General features: G+C 61.9%; 18 protein-coding genes. 12 read left to right on the top strand and 6 right to left on the bottom strand.

Annotation, left to right across the window (positions count from 1 at the left end; genetic code table 11):
- The first annotated feature begins 5 nt into the window (after window positions 1–5).
- The 4 genes from GPS82_RS07490 (at window position 6) to GPS82_RS07475 (ending at window position 2,482) form a co-directional block, all read left to right on the top strand.
- Window positions 6–434: a biopolymer transporter ExbD gene (locus GPS82_RS07490; RefSeq protein WP_296492853.1), complete on the top strand. Its 429-nt coding sequence runs from the start codon at window positions 6–8 to the stop codon at window positions 432–434.
- Entirely contained in the window at window positions 431–1,078 is a 648-nt protein-coding gene (locus GPS82_RS07485) for an energy transducer TonB (protein ID WP_296492850.1), read from the top strand. The genes GPS82_RS07490 and GPS82_RS07485 overlap by 4 nt, the downstream gene beginning before the upstream one ends.
- Window positions 1,079–1,258: 180 nt before the next feature.
- Window positions 1,259–2,251 (top strand): ABC transporter substrate-binding protein, encoded by a 993-nt coding sequence (locus tag GPS82_RS07480; protein ID WP_296492848.1) that lies wholly within the window; start codon window positions 1,259–1,261, stop codon window positions 2,249–2,251.
- Between the two features lie 54 nt (window positions 2,252–2,305).
- Complete coding sequence (locus GPS82_RS07475) at window positions 2,306–2,482, top strand: TOBE domain-containing protein (protein WP_363717321.1); 177 nt, start codon at window positions 2,306–2,308, stop codon at window positions 2,480–2,482.
- Between the two features lie 16 nt (window positions 2,483–2,498).
- On the opposite strand, the gene GPS82_RS07470 is transcribed toward GPS82_RS07475, so the two are convergent.
- Genes GPS82_RS07470 through GPS82_RS07455 form a run of 4 tightly spaced genes read right to left on the bottom strand, consistent with a single transcriptional unit; the run spans window position 2,499 to window position 9,031 of the window.
- The gene (locus GPS82_RS07470) at window positions 2,499–5,645 is read right to left on the bottom strand and encodes an efflux RND transporter permease subunit (RefSeq protein ID WP_296492847.1); all 3,147 of its coding nucleotides are present in this window, start codon (window positions 5,643–5,645) and stop codon (window positions 2,499–2,501) included.
- 12 nt (window positions 5,646–5,657) lie between these two features.
- Window positions 5,658–6,845 (bottom strand): efflux RND transporter periplasmic adaptor subunit, encoded by a 1,188-nt coding sequence (locus GPS82_RS07465; protein ID WP_296492845.1) that lies wholly within the window; start codon window positions 6,843–6,845, stop codon window positions 5,658–5,660.
- 42 nt (window positions 6,846–6,887) lie between these two features.
- On the bottom strand, window positions 6,888–8,300 hold the full coding sequence (locus GPS82_RS07460; protein ID WP_296492842.1) for an efflux transporter outer membrane subunit: 1,413 nt from the start codon (window positions 8,298–8,300) through the stop codon (window positions 6,888–6,890).
- Entirely contained in the window at window positions 8,300–9,031 is a 732-nt protein-coding gene (locus GPS82_RS07455) for a CerR family C-terminal domain-containing protein (protein WP_296492839.1), read from the bottom strand. Before GPS82_RS07455 ends, GPS82_RS07460 begins: the two co-directional genes overlap by 1 nt.
- 172 nt (window positions 9,032–9,203) lie before the next feature.
- On the opposite strand from GPS82_RS07455, the gene tal reads away from it, so the two are divergent.
- Together tal and pgi are read left to right on the top strand one after the other, a co-directional pair.
- On the top strand, window positions 9,204–10,151 hold the full coding sequence (gene tal, locus GPS82_RS07450) for a transaldolase (RefSeq protein WP_296492836.1): 948 nt from the start codon (window positions 9,204–9,206) through the stop codon (window positions 10,149–10,151).
- A gap of 167 nt (window positions 10,152–10,318) precedes the next feature.
- Window positions 10,319–11,884: a glucose-6-phosphate isomerase gene (gene pgi, locus GPS82_RS07445; protein ID WP_296492834.1), complete on the top strand. Its 1,566-nt coding sequence runs from the start codon at window positions 10,319–10,321 to the stop codon at window positions 11,882–11,884.
- On the opposite strand, the gene GPS82_RS07440 is transcribed toward pgi, so the two are convergent.
- Complete coding sequence (locus GPS82_RS07440) at window positions 11,873–12,769, bottom strand: alpha/beta hydrolase (protein ID WP_296492831.1); 897 nt, start codon at window positions 12,767–12,769, stop codon at window positions 11,873–11,875. The genes pgi and GPS82_RS07440 overlap by 12 nt on opposite strands.
- Between GPS82_RS07440 and GPS82_RS07435 the strand changes: the two genes are divergently transcribed.
- The gene (locus tag GPS82_RS07435; protein ID WP_296492828.1) at window positions 12,768–13,271 is read left to right on the top strand and encodes a hypothetical protein; all 504 of its coding nucleotides are present in this window, start codon (window positions 12,768–12,770) and stop codon (window positions 13,269–13,271) included. The genes GPS82_RS07440 and GPS82_RS07435 overlap by 2 nt on opposite strands.
- A gap of 50 nt (window positions 13,272–13,321) precedes the next feature.
- Here GPS82_RS07435 and GPS82_RS07430 read toward each other — a convergent pair whose 3' ends face one another.
- Window positions 13,322–14,530 carry a hypothetical protein gene (locus GPS82_RS07430; protein WP_296492826.1) on the bottom strand — a complete coding sequence of 403 codons (1,209 nt, stop codon included), beginning with the start codon at window positions 14,528–14,530 and terminating at the stop codon, window positions 13,322–13,324.
- Window positions 14,531–15,040: 510 nt separating this feature from the next.
- Between GPS82_RS07430 and GPS82_RS07425 the strand changes: the two genes are divergently transcribed.
- From GPS82_RS07425 to GPS82_RS07405, 5 genes are all read left to right on the top strand, one after another.
- Window positions 15,041–15,832: a DUF2092 domain-containing protein gene (locus GPS82_RS07425; RefSeq protein ID WP_296492824.1), complete on the top strand. Its 792-nt coding sequence runs from the start codon at window positions 15,041–15,043 to the stop codon at window positions 15,830–15,832.
- The gene (locus GPS82_RS07420; RefSeq protein WP_296492821.1) at window positions 15,832–16,146 is read left to right on the top strand and encodes a hypothetical protein; all 315 of its coding nucleotides are present in this window, start codon (window positions 15,832–15,834) and stop codon (window positions 16,144–16,146) included. The genes GPS82_RS07425 and GPS82_RS07420 overlap by 1 nt, the downstream gene beginning before the upstream one ends.
- A 44-nt stretch (window positions 16,147–16,190) precedes the next feature.
- Entirely contained in the window at window positions 16,191–17,447 is a 1,257-nt protein-coding gene (locus tag GPS82_RS07415; protein WP_296492818.1) for an anaerobic sulfatase maturase, read from the top strand.
- A gap of 93 nt (window positions 17,448–17,540) precedes the next feature.
- Window positions 17,541–19,904, top strand: coding sequence for an arylsulfatase (locus GPS82_RS07410; RefSeq protein ID WP_296492815.1), 2,364 nt, complete (start codon window positions 17,541–17,543; stop codon window positions 19,902–19,904).
- Between the two features lie 88 nt (window positions 19,905–19,992).
- On the top strand, window positions 19,993–20,227 hold a 235-nt coding region (locus GPS82_RS07405; RefSeq protein ID WP_296492813.1), incomplete at its 3' end, for a DUF1254 domain-containing protein.

The raw sequence follows: 20,227 nt of genomic DNA, 5'->3' as shown, positions 1-20,227 counted from the left end.
AACCCATGGCACTGCGCGCAACCAACACCGGCAATTCGGCTGAACCCGAGGTCATGATGGAGATCAACACCACGCCGCTGATTGACGTGATGCTGGTCTTGCTGGTCATGCTGATCATCACCATCCCGATCCAGTTGCACTCCGTCAACCTGGAAATGCCGGTCGGTGCGCCGCCCGCCAGCCTTGCCAAGCCCGACAAGGTACAGATTGATATCGACGCGAAAAGCGTGGTTTACTGGCAGGGTTTGCCGGTGAGTGCGCTGGAGCTTGATGAAAAGATGAAAGCCATTGCGCCCCTGGCGCCCCAGCCGGAGGTTCACATCCGGCCCAACAAGGACGCCCAATATGCCGTCTTTGCCAACGTGCTCTCCAGCAGCAAGCGCCTGGGCCTGAACAAGATTGCGGTCATCGGTGCCGAGCAGTTTGCCCAATGAGGAGCCTTGATCCGGACGATCGCTTTGCGCCGCGCGACCCTTCGCGGCGCGTCACCGGCTTGGTCATTGTGATTGCGCTGCACGCCCTCATCGGTTACGCGCTGGTCTCGGGCATGGCGCGCCAGGGTCTGAACTTCATCAAGAAGCCGCTTGAAGCCGTGGTGATCCAGGAAGTCATCATTCCACCCCCACCCCCGCCACCCAAAAAGGTGGAGAAGCTACCCGCAGCTCCCAGGGTGCAGGCGCCGCCACTGCCCTACGTGCCGCCACCCGATGTGACACCGCAAGTCATCAGCAGCGCGCCGGTGATCGCTTCAGCGGCAACGCCGCCAGAGCCGGTTGCCATGTCGCCGCCACCCCCCGCGCCGCTGCCTGTGGCCATGGGCCCCAGGCGCGCCAGCATTGGCCTGGTTTGCCCCAGGCAGGTGGCCCCCGAGATGCCGCGCCGGGCCTTGAGGGATGGCATTGAAGGCGTGGTCAAGGCGCAGATCCTTGTCAGGGAGGGCAAGATTATGGAGGTCACCATCCTGTCGGGTCCGAGTGTCTTTCACGCGGCGGTGAAGGCGGCCATCATGCAGTACACCTGTGTGACCGATGGCGACGAGGTGATTGCCACCCAGGTGTTCAATTTCAAGGTGGAATGACCACGACTGCAGATTGAAGCCACCTGTTGGACCTGATTCATCCGATGAATTTGCATCGATATGGCGTTTTCCCCAGCTATTGAGGGGGTCAAAGAGGGGTAAGCTGACGCCTGTTCTATCAATCGCCCTGACTTGGCTGGCCGGGGCATCACAGGGGTTTTCACGAAGAAGTTGTTGCTGGTGTCCTTGTTGGGTTTGACGGCTGGTTTGGCGCAGGCGCAAACCGTCAATGTGATTTGTTCGGTGCAGGCCGAGTGGTGCAACATGATCGGCACGGTCTATGCCAAAACCACCGGCACCAAAATCAACATCTCGATGAAAGGTTCTGGCGAGGCGCTGGCGCAGGTGATTGCTGAAAAGGACAACCCCAAGACCGACATCTGGTTTGGCGGCACAGGCGATCCGCATTTGCAGGCGGCTGAGCAGGGCCTGTCGCTCGAATACAAGTCCGCCACGCTGCCGCAGTTGCAAACCTGGGCGCAGCAGCAGGCCGAGCAGTCAAAATACCGCACGGTGGGCATTTATTCCGGCCCTCTGGGCTTTGGCTACAACACCGAACTGCTCGCCAAGAAAAAAATCCCGATTCCCAAAACCTGGAACGACCTGTTGAACCCGGCCCTCAAGGGTGAAATCCAGGTGGCCAACCCGGTTTCCAGCGGCACCGCCTACACCATGGTGGCCACGCTGGTGCAGATGATGGGTGAGGACCAGGCTTTCGAGTACATGAAAAAGCTGCACAAGAACATCAGCCAGTACACCCGCAGCGGCACCGGCCCGATCAAGGCGGCGGCACGTGGCGAAACCACGGTGTCGATCAGCTTTGTGCACGATGCGCCGGGTGAAAGGCTCAACGGTTTCCCGGTGGATGCCATCACGCCGACCGACGGCACTGGCGCCGAAATCGGCTCCATGAGCATCATCAAGGGCGCGCGCAATCTTGAGGCGGCCAAGAAGTTTTATGAGTGGGCATTGACCCCCGCGGCCCAAGAAATGGCGGCTGCGGCCAAGCAGTTCCAGGTGCCGTCCAACAAGGCCGCCAAGGTCGACAAAAACGTGCCCGACTTCAAGAAGATCAAGTTCATCAACTACGACTACGCCAAGTACGGCGCATCGGCTGAGCGCAAGCGCCTGATCGCCAAGTGGGAAAAAGAAGTGAACTCCCTGCCGCGGTAATCTGCTGTCGTCTGTGGGGGCGACTTCAGTCGACCACGGCAGACTGGCAGCGGGCTGGCCGCCAAACTGCTCAAGCTGGCTTATCTGGGCAGCTTTTTTGAGTACACCTTCGAGACCGCTCTTGGCCCGATTTTTGTGGTTTCGCCTGACCTGACGGATGTGCTGACCATCGGCAATGAAGTGGGCCTGACGCTGGCCGACCACGGGGTGTCGGTGGTGGCCGCGGTGTAATCCGCAAAGCTGATTTTTACAGACCGCCAGAACCACTCACGGCTTGCTTCGCCTGGCCGTCATTCCCGGCTTTTTCACGCCACACCCAGCGCTTGACCCGACCCAGAAAGTGTTCAAAATCGTCCATCACGGTAAACACTGACGGAATCACCAGCAGGCTCAGCACGGTTGAAGTGATCAAGCCGCCAATCACCGCCACCGCCATCGGGCTTCTGAAGCTGCTGTCGGCGGCGCCCCAGCCCACCGCCAGCGGCACCATGCCCGCGCCCATGGCCAGGGTGGTCATGACAATCGGGCGCGCGCGTTTGTGGCAGGCATCCAGCAGCGCGTCAAAACGGCTCATGCCCGCCACCACCGGCAGCCCGTCGCTGCCATCGTGCCCGCGCCGTGCCACGATGGCGTATTCCACCAGCAAAATCGAGTTCTTGGTGGCAATGCCCATCAGCATGATCAAGCCAATCAGCGACGGCATCGAGAAACTCTTGCCCGTCAGCAGCAGCATGACAAACGCGCCGCCCAGTGACAGCGGCAGCGCCGCCAGAATCGTGAAAGGGTGCAAAAAGTCCTTGAACAGCAGCACCAGCACGATATAGATGCACAACACCCCGGTCAACATGGCCAGGCCAAAGCTGGCAAACAGCTCGTCCATGATTTCGGCGTCACCCAGCGTGAGCTGCTTGACACCGGCGGGCAGATTTTGCAGGCTGGGCAGTTTGGCCACGGCGGCCGTCACGTCGCCCAGCGGTGCGCCTTGCAGCTCGACCTCGAAGTTGATGTTGCGGGAGCGGTTCAGGCGGTCGATCACGGCCGGGCCGCCGGTCACTTCCAGCGTGGCTACCTGGCTCAGCATCACCGGGCCTTTGACACCAGGCACGGCCAGCCGGCCCAGCAGGTCAAGGTCTTGCCGGGCGTTGCTGTCGAGTTTGACCACGATCGGCACCTGGCGCTGGCTCAGGTTGAGCTTGGCCAGCGCGGTGTCGTAATCCCCCACGGTGGCAATGCGCAGGGTTTCGCCAATGGCGCTGCTGGTCACGCCCAGGTCTGCGGCGCGGGCAAAGTCGGGGCGCACGGCAATCTCTGAGCGGATCAGGCTGGCACTTGACGTGATACTGCCCAGGCCGGGGATGGTGCGCAGGTCTTTCTCTACCGCTGCGGCGGCGGTGGCCAGCGCCTGCGGGTCTTCGCCGGTGAGCACCAGCTGGTACTTCTCGCCGGAGCCGCCCAGGCCGACCTTGCTGCGCACGCCCGGCAACTCGGCCATGGCGACGCGAATCGCGGTCTCGATGCCTTGTTTGCGGGGCCGCTGGCCGCGCTCGGTGAGCAGCACGGTCAGGGTGGCCTTGCGCACCTCGGTGGTGCCGGACGGCGCAAACGGGTCAGAGCCCGCCGCGCCGCCGCCAATGGTGGTGTAAACACTTTTGACATGCGCCACCTGGGTCAGCAACTGGCGCGCGGCTTCGGCTGCCGCACGGGTCTGGCTCAGCGTGGCACCGGGCGGCAGCTCCAGGTAAACCTGGGTTTGCGAGTTGTCGTCAGGCGGGATGAAGCCCTTGGGCAGCAACGGAATGAGTGCAATCGAGCCGATGAAGAACGCGCCCGCCAGCCCCAGCGTGATCCAGCGATGGTTCAGCGCCCAGCGGCTGGCGCGCAGGTAGGCGGGCATCCAGAACGGGTCTTTGTGCGGGCGCGGGCTGCGCTTCATGATGTAGGCGGCCATCATGGGCGTCAGCACCCGCGCCACCACCAAGGACGCAAACACGGCAAGCGCGGCGGTCCAGCCAAATTGCTTGAAGAATTTGCCCGGAATGCCCGCCATGAAGGCCGTTGGCAAAAACACCGCAATCAGCGTGAAGGTGGTGGCCACCACCGCCAGGCCAATTTCGTTGGTGGCTTCCATGGCGGCCTGGTACGGCGTCTTGCCCATGTTCAGGTGGCGCTCGATGTTTTCCACCTCCACAATCGCGTCGTCCACCAGCACCCCGATCACCAGCGAGAGCGCCAGGAGCGTCACGGTGTTGATGGAAAACCCCAGGTAGGCCATGCCAATGAAGGCCGGAATGACCGACAGCGGCAAGGCCACCGCCGAGACAAAGGTGGCGCGCACATTGCGCAAGAACAGCCACACCACAATCACTGCCAGAATCGCGCCTTCGATCAGCATGACCATCGACGCCTCAAACTCCTCGGCCACCGGCTGCACAAAGTCAAAGGCCTGGGTGAGTTCAATGTCAGGGTGCTGCGCTTTGAGCTCGTTCAGCGCCAGTTGCACCGCGGCCCCTACCTCGACCTCGCTGGCGCCTTTGCTGCGGGTGATCTCAAAGCCGACCACTGGCACGCCGTTGAGCAGGGCCAGCGCGCGCGGCTCGGCCACGGTGTCGCGCACGCTGGCCACTTGGTCGAGCCGGACGCGCTGGCCGCTGGCCAGGGTGAATTCAATCTGTGCCAGCTCCTCCACGGTCTTGACCGTGGCCAGCGTGCGCATGGGTTGCTCGCTGCCACCCAGGTCGGCGCGGCCGCCGGCGGCATCCAGTTGAACCTGGCGCAATTGGCGCGACACATCGGCTGCGGTCGCGCCCAGCGACTGGAGTCTCAAAGGGTCCAGCGCCACCTCAACCTGGCGGTTGACGCCCCCCACACGCACCACTGAGCCGACGCCCTTGACGCCCAGCAGGCGGCGCGCCACGGTGTTGTCCACAAACCAGCTCAGCGCCTCGTCGTCCATTTTGGGTGAGCGGATGGTGATGGCCAGAATCGGTGCGCCTGACAGGTTGACCTTGCTCACCACCGGGTCGCGCACGTCGCTGGGCAGGTCACTGCGCACGCCTTGCACCGCGCTGCGCACATCGTCCACCGCTTCCTGCGTGGGTTTTTCCAGGCGGAACTCGGCGGTCACGGTCACGCCGCCGTCCTGCACCTTGGTGTAGATGTTTTTCAGGCCTTGCAACGGCGCAATGGCGTTTTCAAGCTTGCGCGCCACTTCGGTCTCCAGTTGCGCCGGTGCCGCGCCGGGCAGCGAGGCCGACACGGTGACGGTGGGCAGTTCCAGGTCAGGAAACTGCTGCACTTTCATGGACTTGAAGGCCAGCATGCCGGCAAAGGTCAGCATCACAAAGAGCATGACCGCAGGGATGGGGTTTTTGATCGACCAGGCAGAAACGTTCATCGCCAGCGCTCCTTACTTGGAAGCTGCTTGCGCAGGTGCTGATGGGGCCAGTGCCGCGTCCACCACCCGCACCAGGTCGCCGTCGCTCAGGAAACTGCCGCCGCTGGCCACCAGCTTGTCCTCGGGTTTCACGCCGCTTTGAATCTCGATCTGCTCGCCCACAATCCGGCCGGTTTGCACCTTGAGCTGGGTCACGCGGTTGTCGGGGCCCACGCGGTACACATAACTGAAGCCGTCGCGCACCACCACCGCCGTTTGCGGCACGCTCAAGGCGGTAGAACTGCCCAACTCGAACTCGCCGCGCGCGTACATGCCGGGCTTGAAGGCGTTGGCCATTGGCTTGTTGCCCGCCAGCGGGCTGATCAAATCCACATAGACCAGGCCGTTGCGGCTGGTCGCGTCCACCGTGGGAGCCAGCGTGCGCACCCGGCCCTTGACCTGGGCACCGCCCGGCGCGGTCACGACCACCCCGGTGCCCGTGCTCAAGCGGCCCAGTTCGGCCGAGGTCACCTCGCCGCGCCACTCCAGGCGGCCCTGGCGAATGAGCCTGAACATCTCGGTGCCAGCCGCCACCACCGAGCCCACGGTGGCACTGCGGCTGGAGATGATGCCGCTGTCAGGCGCCAGCAACCGGGTCTGCTTGAGGCGCAGCAGTTGTGAGTCGAGCTGGGCTTTGGCAGAGGCCACGCGGGCCTGGGCGGTTTGCTCCTGCGTCAGGTACTGGTTGATTTGCTGGGCGCTGATGGCACCGGTGCCCTGGATGGCACGGGCGCGGTCGCCATTGGCCAGGGCTTCTTGCGCGTTGGCTTGGGCCTCAGCCACGGCGGCGCGGGCCAGGGCCACGTCGGCCTGCACACTCTCGGCGGCAAAGCTGGCCAACAGCTGGCCTTTCTTTACCTGGTCGCCCACGCTGGCATGTAATTCAGCCACGCGCAGGCCACTGGTTTCGGCGCCAATGCTGGCCTCCTGCCAGGCCGCCACGCTGCCGTTGGCCGCCAGCTTGATGGGCAGCATGCCGCTTTTTGCTTCAATCACGGCCACGGTCAGCGAGGGCTTGGCGGTGCCGGCTGTGCCAGTCACTGCGGGTGTGGCCGGGTCAGGCGTTGGGGTGCGATTGACAAACAGGCCCAAAGCGAGCAGGGCGAGCACAGCGGCGGCGATCAGGCCCAGCGTGCGGGGTTTGAAGGGTGTACGGTTCATGGTGTTCTTATTGGTTATTGGGAGTAGGGTGTGGCGGCTGGTCTACAACGCGACGCCGGGCTGGGCTGCGTCAAAGCCCCCGCCGAGGGCGCGGTACAGCGCCACCCAAGCCTGGTTGCGTTCCAGCGCCAGCAACAGTTGGGCCGATTGGGCGACCAGTGCCGTGCGGCGCGCGTCCTCCAGTTCAACCAGGCTGGCCAGACCCTGCCCATAACGGGCCTGTGTGGCCTGAAGTGACTCGGCGTAGCCCTGTGTGGACGTGATGGCGTCTTGTTTGCGGGCGTCGGTGCTTTGCAGGTTGACCAGGGCTTCTTCCACCTCGCGCACGGCCTGGCGCACCTTGCCGCGGTAGGCCGCAATGGCCTGGGTGTAGCTGGCTTCGGCCGCCACCACATTGGCCTGGCGCTGGCCGCCGTCAAACAACGGCACAGTCAGGGTCAGCGGCCCGAAAGACCAGGTTTCCAGGCTGGTCTGGTTGCCGCCCATGCCGCTGCGCAGCGCGCCCACCGAGCCGTTCAGGGTCAGCCGTGGGTAACGTTGCGCCTTGGCATTGCCCACCAGGGCGCTCGCCACCACCACCTCGCGCTCGGCGGCAAACACGTCGGGGCGTTGGGCCAGGGTTTGGGCCGGCACGCTGGTCACTGAAACCGGTGCTGCCTGCGCCGGCGCGGCAAGGGCCAGAGACAGTTTTTGTCTTAAATCCGGCTCGGGCAACCCGGTCAGGGCCACCAGGGCTTTGGTGTCGAGGTCGCAAGAGGTGGCTTGCCTTATCGCGCGGCTGTTGCCATCTGCCGCGCTGGCGCGTGCCAAAGCCGCCACCGAGGGGGCGGCAAAACCGGCCTGGGCGCTCAAGCCAGTCAGGCGCGCCGTCTGCTGGCGCGACGCCGCGTCCTGGCGCGCCACCTCCAGCAGTTGGTAACAGGTTGACAGGCCGTAATAGGTGGCCGCCACCTCTGCCGCCACCGACACGCGGGCATCGTGCCACTGGGCCTGGCTGGCCTGCAATTGGGCATCGGCGGCTTCGCTCACGGCCCGGTTGGCTCCCACCAGGTCCAACTCCCACGAGGCCAGCAAATTGATAGTCTGGAGGGTGGCCAAGGGTGCATCCGGTTGACTGGCACCCCTGGTGGCGCTGGCAGAGGCATCCAGCGTGGGCAACAAGGCTGCATTGGCGGTGGTGCGTGCGGCCCGCGCCGACTCCACCCGTGACAGGGCTTGTGACACCGAAGGGCTCACCGCCTGCGCGGCCTCGATAAGTTCCACCAGCAACGGGTCGCCTTGTTGCTGCCACCATTGCGACAAGGCGCCCACTTGGCCCTGGTGCGGCAGCGGCGCCTGCCATTGCGGTGCCACCAAGGCGTCAACCTGGGTCGGTGGCATGAGGTTGGCGCAACCGGCCAGGCCCAGGGCCAGCGCCAGGCCTGTGATGCGTGCGCAGGGGGAGTTCAACTTCATCATGATGCGGTGTGGGGTGATGTGGGCAACTGGCGGGTGGTGGCGCGGCGCTCTGCCTCAGCGTCAACCATGGCCATGGCGTAGCCCAGCATGCGCTCCACGTAGAGGTCAATCGCAGCAGGGCTGGCGATCAGTTTGGGCCGAATGACGGTGATCACGTCGTGGCCCACGTGCAGCATGACAGCCAGGCCGGCAATCGAAAACGCCAGCCGGTGCACATCGTCGTCAGCTTGTGCCAGTTGCAGGTGCTGGCACAACGCGTGCACCAGCGCCTGGTGGTTGGGCTTGATGTTTTGGTCGATTTCATCTTGCCACACACCCGTGGGCTGCAGCATTTCCCGAAAGTGAAGCTTCATGCATTGTTTGGTCAGGTCACTTTGCTTGAGCGATACCGTCAAACCCGCCAGCAGAACACGCACCGTGGTCCGGATGTCGGCAGGCGCGTTGACCAGGGCCTGTGCATCGAGCCTGGGGTTGTAACGCGGGTCGGTGAAGACCGCGCGGTACAGCCCTTCCTTGTCACCAAAGTAGTAGCTGATGGCGGCCACGTTGACCTGGGCGGTCTGGGCAATTTCGCGGGTGGAGGTTTGGGCAAACCCTTTGTCCGCAAACAGGGCCAGGCCAGCGTCAAGCAGGCGCAAACGGGCTTGCTGGCCATCGCTGCGCAGGGGTTTTTGAGGGGTGGCGTCCGTGTGCTCAAGGCGCGCGTCTGGGTTGGCGACAGATTTCATGACCAGGATTCTATGTAGTTAAATCAAACGTTTGATTTAACTAAAAGTTAGACGCGCGGAGAACAGGGTCATTCACGGTGGCGCGCTGCGTGCCGGCCGTCGTGAATGTTGCACACCAAGCTGTCGTAACAGGTTTGTATTTGTGGTCTGGGCGGCGGATGATAATGTCAGCATGAACCAACTTGATGCCCTCAAACAATTCACCACCGTGGTGGCCGACACCGGCGACTTCCGGCAAATCGAAGCCTTTCAGCCCACCGACGCCACCACCAACCCGTCGCTGATTTTGAAAGCGGTGCAAAAGCCCGAATACCGCTCGCTGCTGGATGAAACCGTGGCGCAGTTTCGCGGTCGGCCGCTCGACGAGATCACCGACCGGTTGCTGGTGCGTTTTGGCTGCGAGATTTTGTCGCTCATACCGGGGCGCGTTTCCACCGAGGTCGATGCCCGTTTGAGCTTCGATGCCAGCGCCACTTACAGCCGGGCTGAGCGGCTGATTGAGCTGTATCAGGCGCAAGGCATTCACATTGACCGCGTGCTGATCAAGGTGGCCGCCACCTGGGAGGGCATTCAGGCGGCGAGCCGGCTGGAGCAGCGCGGCATTCACACCAACCTGACGCTGCTGTTTTCGTTCTGTCAGGCGGTGGCTTGCGGCCAGGCCAAAGTGCAACTGATCTCGCCGTTTGTCGGGCGCATCTACGACTGGTACAAAAAATCTGCCGGCGCGGCCTGGGTCGAGGCCGACCATGCTGGCGCCAACGACCCCGGGGTGCAGTCGGTGACGCAGATCTTCAACTATTACAAAAAGTTCGGCGTGGCCACCGAAGTCATGGGCGCGAGTTTTCGCAACATCGGCCAGATCACCGCGCTGGCCGGTTGTGACCTGCTGACCATCAGCCCCGACTTGCTGGCCCAACTGGCTGACAGCAGGGCGCCGCTGGCCCGGGCACTCGACGCCCAGGCGGCCCAGGCGCTGGATCTGCCTTTTGTAACCTACGACGAGGCGGCTTTTCGCTTTGCGCTCAATCAGGATGCCATGGGCACCGAGAAGCTGGCCGAGGGCATTCGCGCGTTTTGCGCCGATGCCGGCAAGCTCGACCAGATGTTGCTGGCGGCTTGACATCACTCTGTCTTCGCATGCCATGAAACAAACGCCATCGCGGCGAGGGCGCTGCTCCTACAGTGGGGCCCGGTGTCTTGTGGGAGTCCCGCCCTCGGGGCGATGGGTGTGCGGCTACGACCGGCTCGCAAAAACATTTGCACATGATTTAACCAATGAGGTGATTGATGAACCGAATTCGTTGTGACCGCACCCCCGCCTGGGCCTCTCTGCAAGCCACATTCGCCGACAGCGGCCGTGACTTTGATGTGCGCAGCGCATTTGCCGCTGACACCACGCGCTTCCAGGCCTTCAGCCAAAGCGCGCCCCATGTGTTTGCCGACCTGTCGAAAAACCTGATCGACGCTGCCACCGAACAATTGTTGCTGGAGTTGGCGCGCCAGACCGGGGTCGAATCACACCGCGATGCCATGTTTGCCGGTGACGCCATCAACACCACCGAACAGCGCGCCGTGATGCACTGGTTGTTAAGAACACCTCCGCTGGACCCGGCCATGCCGGCGCAATCCGTGCACCGGCACATGGCCGAGAAACTGAACGAAGTCCACGCCACCTTAAACGCCATGCTGGCGTTTGCCGAGGCTGTGCGCGCCGATGCGGGTATTACCGACATCGTCAACATCGGCATTGGCGGCTCCGACCTCGGGCCGCAAATGGCGGTGCTGGCGCTTGACGAATTTGTGCTACCCGGCAAACGCTTCCACTTTGTCTCGAATGTGGACGGGCACGAGCTCAACGCGGTGCTCAGGAAAGTCAGGCCTGGGAGCACGCTGTTTCTGGTGGCCAGCAAAACTTTCACCACCATCGAGACCATGACCAACGCGCAGTCGGCCAAGACCTGGTTTGAGGCCAATGGCGGCACCGACATTGCCCGGCACTTTGCCGCGCTCACCACCAACGTGGCGGCGGCCAGCGCCTTTGGCATCAGCACCACGTTCGGCTTTTGGGACTGGGTGGGCGGGCGCTATTCGGTGTGGTCGGCCATCGGTCTGCCGCTGGCAATTGCCATTGGCGCGCAAGGTTTTAAAGAGTTTTTGGCTGGTGCCCATGCCATCGACGAGCACTTTCGCACCGCTCCGCTGGCGCATAACCTGCCGGTGCGGCTTGGCCTGCTGGACGTGTGGTACCGCAATTTCCATGATTTTGGCAGCCGCTCGGTCGCCCCCTACCACAGTGCGCTCAAACGCTACCCGGCCTACCTGCAGCAGCTTGAGATGGAAAGCAACGGCAAGCGGGTCGACGCGACCGGCACCGCCTTGCCCTACGGCACGTCGCCGGTGGTCTGGGGTGAGCCCGGCACCAACGGCCAGCATGCCTATTTCCAGATGCTGCACCAGGGTACCGACGTGGTGCCGGTGGAGTTTGTGGCGGCCAAAACGCCCAAACATGATCTCAACGGCCACCACAGGTTGCTGCTGGCCAACGCGCTGGCGCAGGCGCAGGCGCTCATGCAAGGCAAGGCAGACGCTGGCGGCCACAAGCACTTTGCCGGCAACCGGCCCAGCACCTTTTTGCTGCTTGATGAGCTCAGCCCCGCCAGCCTGGGCGCCTTGATTGCCCTGCAAGAGCACCGTGTCTTTGTCAGTGGCTCGGTCTGGGGCATCAACAGCTTTGACCAGTGGGGCGTGGAGTTGGGCAAGGTGCTGGCCAAAGATGTCGAGGCGCGGCTGGGCAGCGGCGATGTGACCGGGCTCGACGCCTCCACCGCAGGTTTGCTGGCGCTACTGGCCTGACAGGTACCTGGCGGCAAAGCCGCTCAAGGTGGCCTGGTAGAGCGCGGGGTCGGCCAGGTCGAGGTCGCTGTGCCTGGCATTCTCGATGGCAAGCCATTGCTTGGGTGGGTTGGCCGCAGCAAACAGGCGTTCGCCCAGATTGACCGGAACGGTGTGGTCCCGGCTGCCGTGCAACATCAAGATCGGCGTCTGCACTCCGGCAATTTTATTGATGGAATCAAAACGCTCGGTATTGAACAGGCTCACCAGGCTGGCCCACCAACCCGCTGAGGCGGCAATGTCGCTGAAACTGGTAAAGGCCGATTCCAGAATCAGTCCACCATAGTCGGCGGGGCTTTTCAGGCGACTGGCCAGCTCCAGCGCCGCGCCGCTGCCCATCGAGTGGCCGTAAATGACACGCTTGCCGGCGTTGGGCTGGCGTTTTTTGAGCTCGGTCCAGGCCACCAGGGCATCGGTCGAGATGCTTTGCTCGGAGGGCGTGATCACGCTGCTTTCACCCCAGCCCCGGTAGTCCACCGCCAGCACCGAAAAGCCGGCCGAGCGCAGGGCTTCGATTTTGCGCAGGTTGCTGAACAAATTGCGGAAAGTGCCGTGCAGGTACAGCAGCGTCGGGGCGTCAGGCGAGGCGTGTGGCAGCCACCAGACCGCCACCTGTTGCGGCGCGTCAGCGCCTGGCACACTGACCCAATAGCGCTCGTCGCCAGCGCGCAGGCCGGCAAAATCGGCAGGAACACCGGCTGTCGGGCGGTAAATGAGCTGGCGTTGGTAATTATTCAGCCAGGCGCAACCGCTGGTGGCCAGCAATGCCAACACCAGCCCCAAACGCAAAAAAACCACCGTTACACTGTGCACTTTGTGTAAATTCCAGTCCACTGACATCTTCATGAAAAAATTGACAAGCATCGCCCTGGGCCTGATTGTGGCGCAGATGACAACACTGGCCCTGGCCCAATCGGGCAGCGAGATGCCTGTCAACGAAAAGCCCAAGCTGGAAATTCAGATCAGTCCCTATTCCTACCATTTTTCGCCCAGCGAAGAACACGAAAATGTGTACATGGTCGGTCTGGAGCGTGAGCATGCCAATGGCAAGCTCGACGGCGTCGTCTTGTTCAGCAATTCCTTTGGCCAGCCCAGCGTCTATATCTACCCGTGGGGGAGCGTTTACCACAACATTTTCGGTGTCAAACCCTTGTCGTTCAAATGGACGGCCGGCTTGCTGTACGGCTATGTTGATCCCTACGAAGACAAAGTGCCCTTCAACTACAACGGTTTTTCACCCGGCATCGTGCTGGCCCTGGCGTATGAATTTCAGCCTGGCTGGTCCGTCCAACTCGACGCACTGGGCAATTCAGCGCTGATGTTTCAGCTCAATATGGCGCTCAAGTAAACGGCCAGTCAGGTATTGGCGTTGACCACGGCCAGCGCGGGGTTCCTTGGCTAAAAGAATATACCCGCAAATTTTCTAAGCAGTTCATTCAGCGGCATCATGGTCAGCACAAGTGGCGCGATCGGCAGCAGTGTGGCCACCACGATCATCAAGACCGCTTCTTTTGTGACGGGTATAAAACCTATCCCGCGCACCACGCCAAAGCTGTTGCCCATGTCAGCCAGAGACTGAATGTCGGCGCTGCCCAGCAGCGGCTCATCAGGTGGCGTGCCGCGCAGCCACTTGGCATCAAATTCGCGCGCACAACGTTGCGCCAAAGTGCCGTATTTGCGGCCACCATAACGCTGCAACGCTTCGAGCTGCCGCGTGAAGAACAGCATCGGGACAATCAATTCCAGCAGCAAGAAACCAACCAGCAAGGCAATTTCAACCTTGTAGTCAGTCAGCTGCGCACCCGCGTGGAAGATGCGCAGCGCAATTTGACCCGCCAGCAGCGCACCATACGCCGCGACCAGCGGCACAAATGCGCGCATCTTGCTGCTCAAAAATCCGAGGCCGCCGAGGCAGTCAGGGTGCGTCGGGATCAGGCTGAGCTTGATGCGCGAGACCTGCCAGATGAACCGGCCCCAGATCAGCACGCGGTATTGCCAGCGCAACATCAGGAACTGAAACATCGGCAGGCTGACAAAGCTGAACCACATTCCGGCCAGCGTCAGCCTGGGGCCATCGGCTGTCGGTGTCGCGTACCAGGTGAGTTTGTCAAGCGAGATGTATTGATGCCAGGCCATCATGATGCCAGCGCCGTAGATCAGCCCAATCAGCAACGCCTCAGCCAACTTTGATTCGCTCAACCGGCGCGCCGAGGCCACCGCCGCATCAAACTGAATCTTGGCCTTGCCGGGGATCAGGTCACGTTCCAAAAACTCCTGCGGCAGGAAACGCAGCCGCCGGTGGGCCATCACTTCTGCGACAAGAAACAAGGGCAAGGCCACCAGGTAACGCGCATGCACGTCGATGTCGTTCAAAAAAGCCGCGCTGGTGCCGCTGCCAAACAAATGGCCCTCAAACGTTGACAGCAGCAGCAAAGGCAGCCAGGTCAGCAGCACCAGCACCACCACGCGTCGGGGCACCCATTCCATCGCATCATCGACCAGCCGGAGCCTGTGGAGCAAATCAAAGAACGGCCCTCCGCGCACCAGAGAAAAATCGCGGTGCGCGTCAGGGCTGTGCCCGCTATCAGATGATTCATGCATTGCCATGTGGCCTCCAGCACTTTGATTGAATGGTGCCGCCAGCGCAAATATGCTAACTACGCGACCCGGGCGACTCGACCAGGCGGGTCAGATTGAGTGGTGACACATGAATCTGGCCAGCGCGCGACCCCAAAAAATTAAACCACAAATTGAACCGGCATGACCAACGCATTGCCAGCCAGCGACTGAAATGGCAGCTGCGCGCCGGGCCGAATCTTGTGCAAATCTGCCAGCATTTTCTGCGGGTCACGACGGGCCTTGGCACCGGCTTGCGCCTTGCCGTCGCAGCTTTAGCCGATCCCCTGCCAGATTTTTTCGGGCCGGTGTGGGTTGTCGCAAAATGTATACAAATTTGGTAAAAATATGGCTAAACTCTGCTTCCACTTTGATCAAAAACTCATAGGGAGCACCATGGGCAGCTCTTTTGACAACAGCGCAAACCCCTTGAAGGGCTAAACACAGCGGCCACCCCATTCAAGTACCGGCAACCATTTTTTAACAGCGAGGAATAGTCACATGAAACATGAGATATTGAAAATGCGCGGCTTGCGGGCCATACCCTTGGCAGTGGCCCTCAGTCTGGCCGGTGGAACAGCACTGGCTGCCGAGGCGATCAATCCTGATGCCGATGCCATTTTGCGCGCCATGTCCAAATTCATGGCAGGCACCAAGGCTTTTAGTGTGAATGCTGACATCAGCAACGAGATCATCACGCAAGAAAGCCAGAAACTGCAATTCAACAGTTCAGCCACCGCGGTTTTGGAGCGACCATCGCGTTTGCATGTGGCGCGACAGGGTGGGTTTGTCGATGCCGAGGTCTCCTATGACGGCAAGAACTTGACGCTATACGGCAAAAAAGTGAACGCCTACGTGCAGCAGGCCCTCACAGGTGGCATAGACGATGCGATAAACGCGCTCGAAATTGGCATCGGCATCAACTTGCCGGGCAGCGACCTGCTGACCTCTGACCCGTATGCCAGGCTTTCGTCGGGCATCATCAGCAGCGGCTATTACGGCACTGAAATTGTGGGCGGCATCGAAAGCCACCACCTGGCTTTTCGCACCGCAAAAGTCGATTGGCAGTTGTGGGTGAAAGCTGGCGATGAGCCGCTGCCCATGAAGTATGTGATCACGACCAAATTCTTGGCCGGTGCGCCGCAGTACAGCGTGCAGTTTTCCAACTGGAATCTCAAACCGGCAGTGAATGCCAGCCGATTCACCTTCGTCGCCCCGAAGGGCGCAGAAAAACTCGAGCGTCTTGCGGTTGATGAAACCGGTGAGATCACCATCCAAAAAGGGAGCAAATGATGAAGTATTCAAGCATTGGAATCATGCTGTTTGGTGTGACGCTGGCCGTCATTGACCTGGCACCAGACGGACTTTCTGCAAGCGGCTCATTCTTCAACGAGGCACAGGCCATTGTTGGCAGGCCATTGACCCCCGTGAGCGTTGCGGGTGTGGCCCGCCGCACCACGCGGCGTGTTGTCGCCACCAGCATTTATGTTCCCGCGCCACCACCTGCCGCCACGATTGTCGTGATCGAAGGCGTCACTTTGTACCAAAGCGGCACCACGTATTACCAGGCATCGGGTAGCCAATATGTGGTTGTGAAGGTCGAATAAGCCTCATCCCAGCCTGACCACGCAGCAGCAGTTCGCCCGCCACCATGCCTGATTACCATTTGCTGGCCAAGCCGGCGGGTGCCGCCTGCAACCTGGGCTGCAAATACTGTTTTTTCCTGTCCAAGGAAAATCTCTACGGCGAGCGCGAGAGCCCGCTGATGAGCGAGGCCACCCTTGAGGCCTACATTGCCCAGCTGATGGCGTCGTCACCCGGCCCGCAGGTGCAGGTGGCCTGGCAGGGCGGCGAGCCGATGCTGCGCGGGCTTGACTTTTACAAGCGTTCGGTCGAACTGGCCAATCGGTACCGCAAGCCGCATCACCAAAGCATTCTGCACACCCTGCAAACCAACGGCACGCTGGTTGATGACGAATGGGCCGCGTTCTTCAAGGAAAACAATTACCTGGTGGGCCTGAGCGTTGACGGGCCGCGCGCCATGCACGACGCCTACCGCATCGACAAACAGGGCCGGGGCAGCTTTGACGACGTGATTCGCGGCTGGAACTGCCTGCGCCAGCATGATGTGGACGTCAACATCCTGTGCACCATCAACGCCGCCAATGCCGACCATCCGCTTGAGGTTTATAAATTTTTCCGCGACGAGCTCAAGGCGCAGTACATCCAGCTGATTCCGATCGTCGAGCGCGCCACCGAGCAAACCATTGCCTTTGCCAACCAGGGCTGGGGCGGGCACCGGGGCGTTGACCGGCCGCTCTACAAGCAGGAAGGCCACCTGGTGACAGATCGCTCGGTCACCGCTGAGCAGTTTGGCAGCTTTCTCAACGGCATCTTCGACGAATGGGTGCAGCATGACGTCGGCACAGTCTATGTCACCACCTTCGACGTGGCGCTGGGCAGCTGGCTCGGGCAGCACAACGCGTGCGTGGTCTCGCCCACCTGCGGCAGCGCCCTGGTGATGGAGCACAACGGCGACGTCTACTCCTGCGACCACTTTGTCGAGCCCGATCACCTGCTGGGCAACATCGGGCAAACCCCGCTGGGGGCGCTGGTTACCTCGGAGAAACAGCGCCGCTTTGGCCAGAACAAGTTCGACACCCTGCCCAAATACTGCAAGGAATGCCCGGTGCTGTTTGCCTGTTATGGCGAATGTCCGCGCAACCGATTCATCCAGACGCCCGATGGCGAAGACGGGCTCAATTATTTGTGTGCCGGCTACAAGGCGTTCTTCACCCACATCGACCCGTCGATGAAGACCATGGCCAAGCTCATCAGCCAGGGGCGCTATGCCGACGAGATCATGCAGATGCCGCAGCAAAACGCGGCTGTGCAGGCACCGGCATGATTTTTGTCAACCAAGCGTTTCATTGGCCGCACTAAGATGATTTGTTGATTTTTCAGGCAGTTTCAAAATCTCACTCAAAAGAAAGGAAATCTCATGACCACTCCAGACAACAAACCCCGTTCGCATCTGCCGATGCGCAACACGGTGCCCGCGCGGTTCATCCCGTACGACGCCAAAGACCCGGACATGGTCAAGACGCCGATCGAACAGTTGCGTCCGCCCGAGGGTGCGCCCAACGTGCTCATTGTGCTGATCGACGATGTCGGTTTTGGTGCCTCCAGCGCCTTTGGCGGCCCCGTCGCCACGCCGGCGGCCGAGAAGCTGGCGGCCGGCGGGCTCAAGTACAACCGTTTCCACACCACGGCCATCTGCTCGGCCACCCGCGCGGCCCTGCTGTCTGGGCGCAACCACCACAACGCCGGCATGGCCGGCATCACCGAGATTGCCACCGGCCAGCCGGGTTATTCGTCGGTGCTGCCCAATTCGATTTCACCGCTGGCCAAGACGCTCAAGCTCAACGGCTACAACACCGCGCAGTTCGGCAAGTGCCATGAGGTGCCGGTGTGGCAGTCCAGCCCGGCCGGCCCGTTCGACCAGTGGCCCACGGGCGGCGGCGGCTTTGAGTATTTTTATGGCTTCATCGGCGGCGAGGCGCACCAGTGGTACCCGTCGCTGTACGAGGGCACCACCCCGATCGAGGCGCCCAAGTCACCCGAAGAGGGCTACCACCTCATGGAAGACATGACCGACAAAGCCATCGGCTGGATCCAGCAGCAAAAGTCGCTCGCCCCCAACAAACCCTTCTTCGCCTACTTCGCCCCCGGCGCCACCCACGCCCCGCACCACGTGGCCAAGGAATGGGCCGACAAGTACAAGGGCAAGTTCGACGCCGGCTGGGACGCGCTGCGCGAGGAAACCTTTGCCCGCCAGAAAAAGCTGGGTGTGATCCCGCCGGATGCCCAACTCACCCCGCGCCCCAAGGACGTGCCCGGCTGGGACGACATGCCCGAAGCCTTCAAGCCGGTGCTGCGCCGCCAGATGGAGGTCTATGCGGGCTTCCTGGAGTTCACCGACTACCATGTCGGGCGGCTCATCGACAACCTGGAGACACTCGGCATCGCCGACAACACGCTGATCTACTACATCATCGGCGACAACGGCGCCTCCGCCGAGGGCTCGGTCAACGGCTGCTTCAACGAGATGAGCTACTTCAACGGCCTGCAGTCGCTCGAGACCGCCGAGTACCTCACCGAGCGGATCGACATGCTGGGCGGTCCTGACTCGTACAACCATTTTGCGGTGGGTTGGGCGCACGCGATGAACACCCCGTACCAGTGGACCAAGCAGGTGGCCTCGCACTTTGGCGGCACCCGCAACGGCACCATCGTGCACTGGCCCAAGGGCATCCGGGCCAAGGGTGAGCAGCGCACCCATTTCACGCATGTGATCGACGTGGCGCCGACCATTCTTGAGGCGGCAGGCTTGCCCCAGCCGGTGGCGGTCGACGGAATCTCGCAGGACCCCTTTGACGGCGTCAGCATGCTCGACTCGTTCAACGACGCCAAGGCGCCGGAATTCCACGACACCCAGTACTTCGAGGTCATGGGCAACCGCGCCATCTACCACAAGGGCTGGACCGCGGTGACCAAGCACTACACGCCGTGGATCATGGGCCCCAAACCTGAACTCGACGACGACGTGTGGGAACTCTACGACACCACCACGGACTGGACCCAGTCAAAGGACTTGTCCAAGGAGATGCCCGACAAGCTGCGCGAAATGCAACGCTTGTTCATCATCGAGGCGGTGCGCAACAAGGTGCTGCCCATCGACGACCGGATGATGGAAAAAATCAACCCCGACACCGCCGGACGCCCGATTCTGGTCCACGGCAAGACCCAACTGCTGGCCGGCGGCATGGGCCATCTGTCGGAAAACTGCGTCCTCAACGTCAAGAACAAGTCGCACTCGGTCACCGCCCAGATCGTGGTGCCGCAAGGCGGTGCCAAGGGTGTCATCATCGCCCAGGGCGCCGACATTGGCGGCTGGGCGCTGTATGCCCACGACGGCAAGCTCAAGTACTGCTACAACTGGGGCGGCTTCAAGCACTTCATGGTCGAGGGTGCCACGCCGCTGCCGGCGGGCGAGCACCAGGTGCGCATGGAGTTTGCCTACGCCGGCGGCGGCCTGGGCAAGGGCGGCAAGGTCACGCTGTACGTGAACGGCCAGAAGGACGGCGAAGGCGAGGTTGGTGCAACGCTGGCGTTCATCTTCTCGGCCGACGACGGCTGCGACGTGGGCAAGGACGGCGGCTCGGCGGTCTCGCCAGACTACAAGTCGGGTGACAATGCCTTCAACGGCAAGGTCAAGGCCGTGCTGCTCTCGATCGCCGAGGACGACGGCAAGCACGTGCTTGACCCCGCCGACGTGATCCGCATTGCCATGGCGCGGCAATAGGCACAAACGGTGAGCGGGGGCCGCACCCGTCAGGCGCGGTCCCCTGCCCACAAACAAGACGACGAATCTTGAACAACAGGAGAAAGACATGAATAAGCACAAGAAAACCACGGAAATTCCGGAACCGGTGACGGTCGACAACTTCGTCCGTGCCGAAACCGACATGACGCTCACCCGTTACGCCAAGCAAGGCGCTTTTGGCAAATTCCTGCACATTCGCCAGCCCACGCCGATCGACCAACAGGGCGTGATTCGCATGAACCGCGACACGCTCTACTCGGCCGTCATCTTCGACCTGACCGAGCCGGCCACCATCGTCAAGC

The organism is Rhodoferax sp. (assembly GCF_011391645.1).
In the GTDB taxonomy this organism is placed as follows: domain Bacteria; phylum Pseudomonadota; class Gammaproteobacteria; order Burkholderiales; family Burkholderiaceae_C; genus Rhodoferax.
Note: the sequence above shows the minus strand (reverse complement) of the source record. Positions and strands in the feature narration are given on the sequence as shown.

Excerpts from the sequence above, each read along its gene's own strand:
- GPS82_RS07490 (WP_296492853.1), top strand. The coding sequence starts at position 6 with ATGGCACTGCGCGCAACCAACACCGGCAATTCGGCTGAACCCGAGGTC.
- GPS82_RS07485 (WP_296492850.1), top strand. The coding sequence starts at position 431 with ATGAGGAGCCTTGATCCGGACGATCGCTTTGCGCCGCGCGACCCTTCG.
- GPS82_RS07470 (WP_296492847.1), bottom strand. The coding sequence starts at position 5,645 with ATGAACGTTTCTGCCTGGTCGATCAAAAACCCCATCCCTGCGGTCATG.
- GPS82_RS07465 (WP_296492845.1), bottom strand. The coding sequence starts at position 6,845 with ATGAACCGTACACCCTTCAAACCCCGCACGCTGGGCCTGATCGCCGCC.
- GPS82_RS07460 (WP_296492842.1), bottom strand. The coding sequence starts at position 8,300 with ATGAAGTTGAACTCCCCCTGCGCACGCATCACAGGCCTGGCGCTGGCC.
- GPS82_RS07455 (WP_296492839.1), bottom strand. The coding sequence starts at position 9,031 with ATGAAATCTGTCGCCAACCCAGACGCGCGCCTTGAGCACACGGACGCC.
- tal (WP_296492836.1), top strand. The coding sequence starts at position 9,204 with ATGAACCAACTTGATGCCCTCAAACAATTCACCACCGTGGTGGCCGAC.
- pgi (WP_296492834.1), top strand. The coding sequence starts at position 10,319 with ATGAACCGAATTCGTTGTGACCGCACCCCCGCCTGGGCCTCTCTGCAA.
- GPS82_RS07435 (WP_296492828.1), top strand. The coding sequence starts at position 12,768 with ATGAAAAAATTGACAAGCATCGCCCTGGGCCTGATTGTGGCGCAGATG.
- GPS82_RS07440 (WP_296492831.1), bottom strand. The coding sequence starts at position 12,769 with ATGAAGATGTCAGTGGACTGGAATTTACACAAAGTGCACAGTGTAACG.
- GPS82_RS07430 (WP_296492826.1), bottom strand. The coding sequence starts at position 14,530 with ATGGCAATGCATGAATCATCTGATAGCGGGCACAGCCCTGACGCGCAC.
- GPS82_RS07425 (WP_296492824.1), top strand. The coding sequence starts at position 15,041 with ATGAAACATGAGATATTGAAAATGCGCGGCTTGCGGGCCATACCCTTG.
- GPS82_RS07420 (WP_296492821.1), top strand. The coding sequence starts at position 15,832 with ATGAAGTATTCAAGCATTGGAATCATGCTGTTTGGTGTGACGCTGGCC.
- GPS82_RS07415 (WP_296492818.1), top strand. The coding sequence starts at position 16,191 with ATGCCTGATTACCATTTGCTGGCCAAGCCGGCGGGTGCCGCCTGCAAC.
- GPS82_RS07410 (WP_296492815.1), top strand. The coding sequence starts at position 17,541 with ATGACCACTCCAGACAACAAACCCCGTTCGCATCTGCCGATGCGCAAC.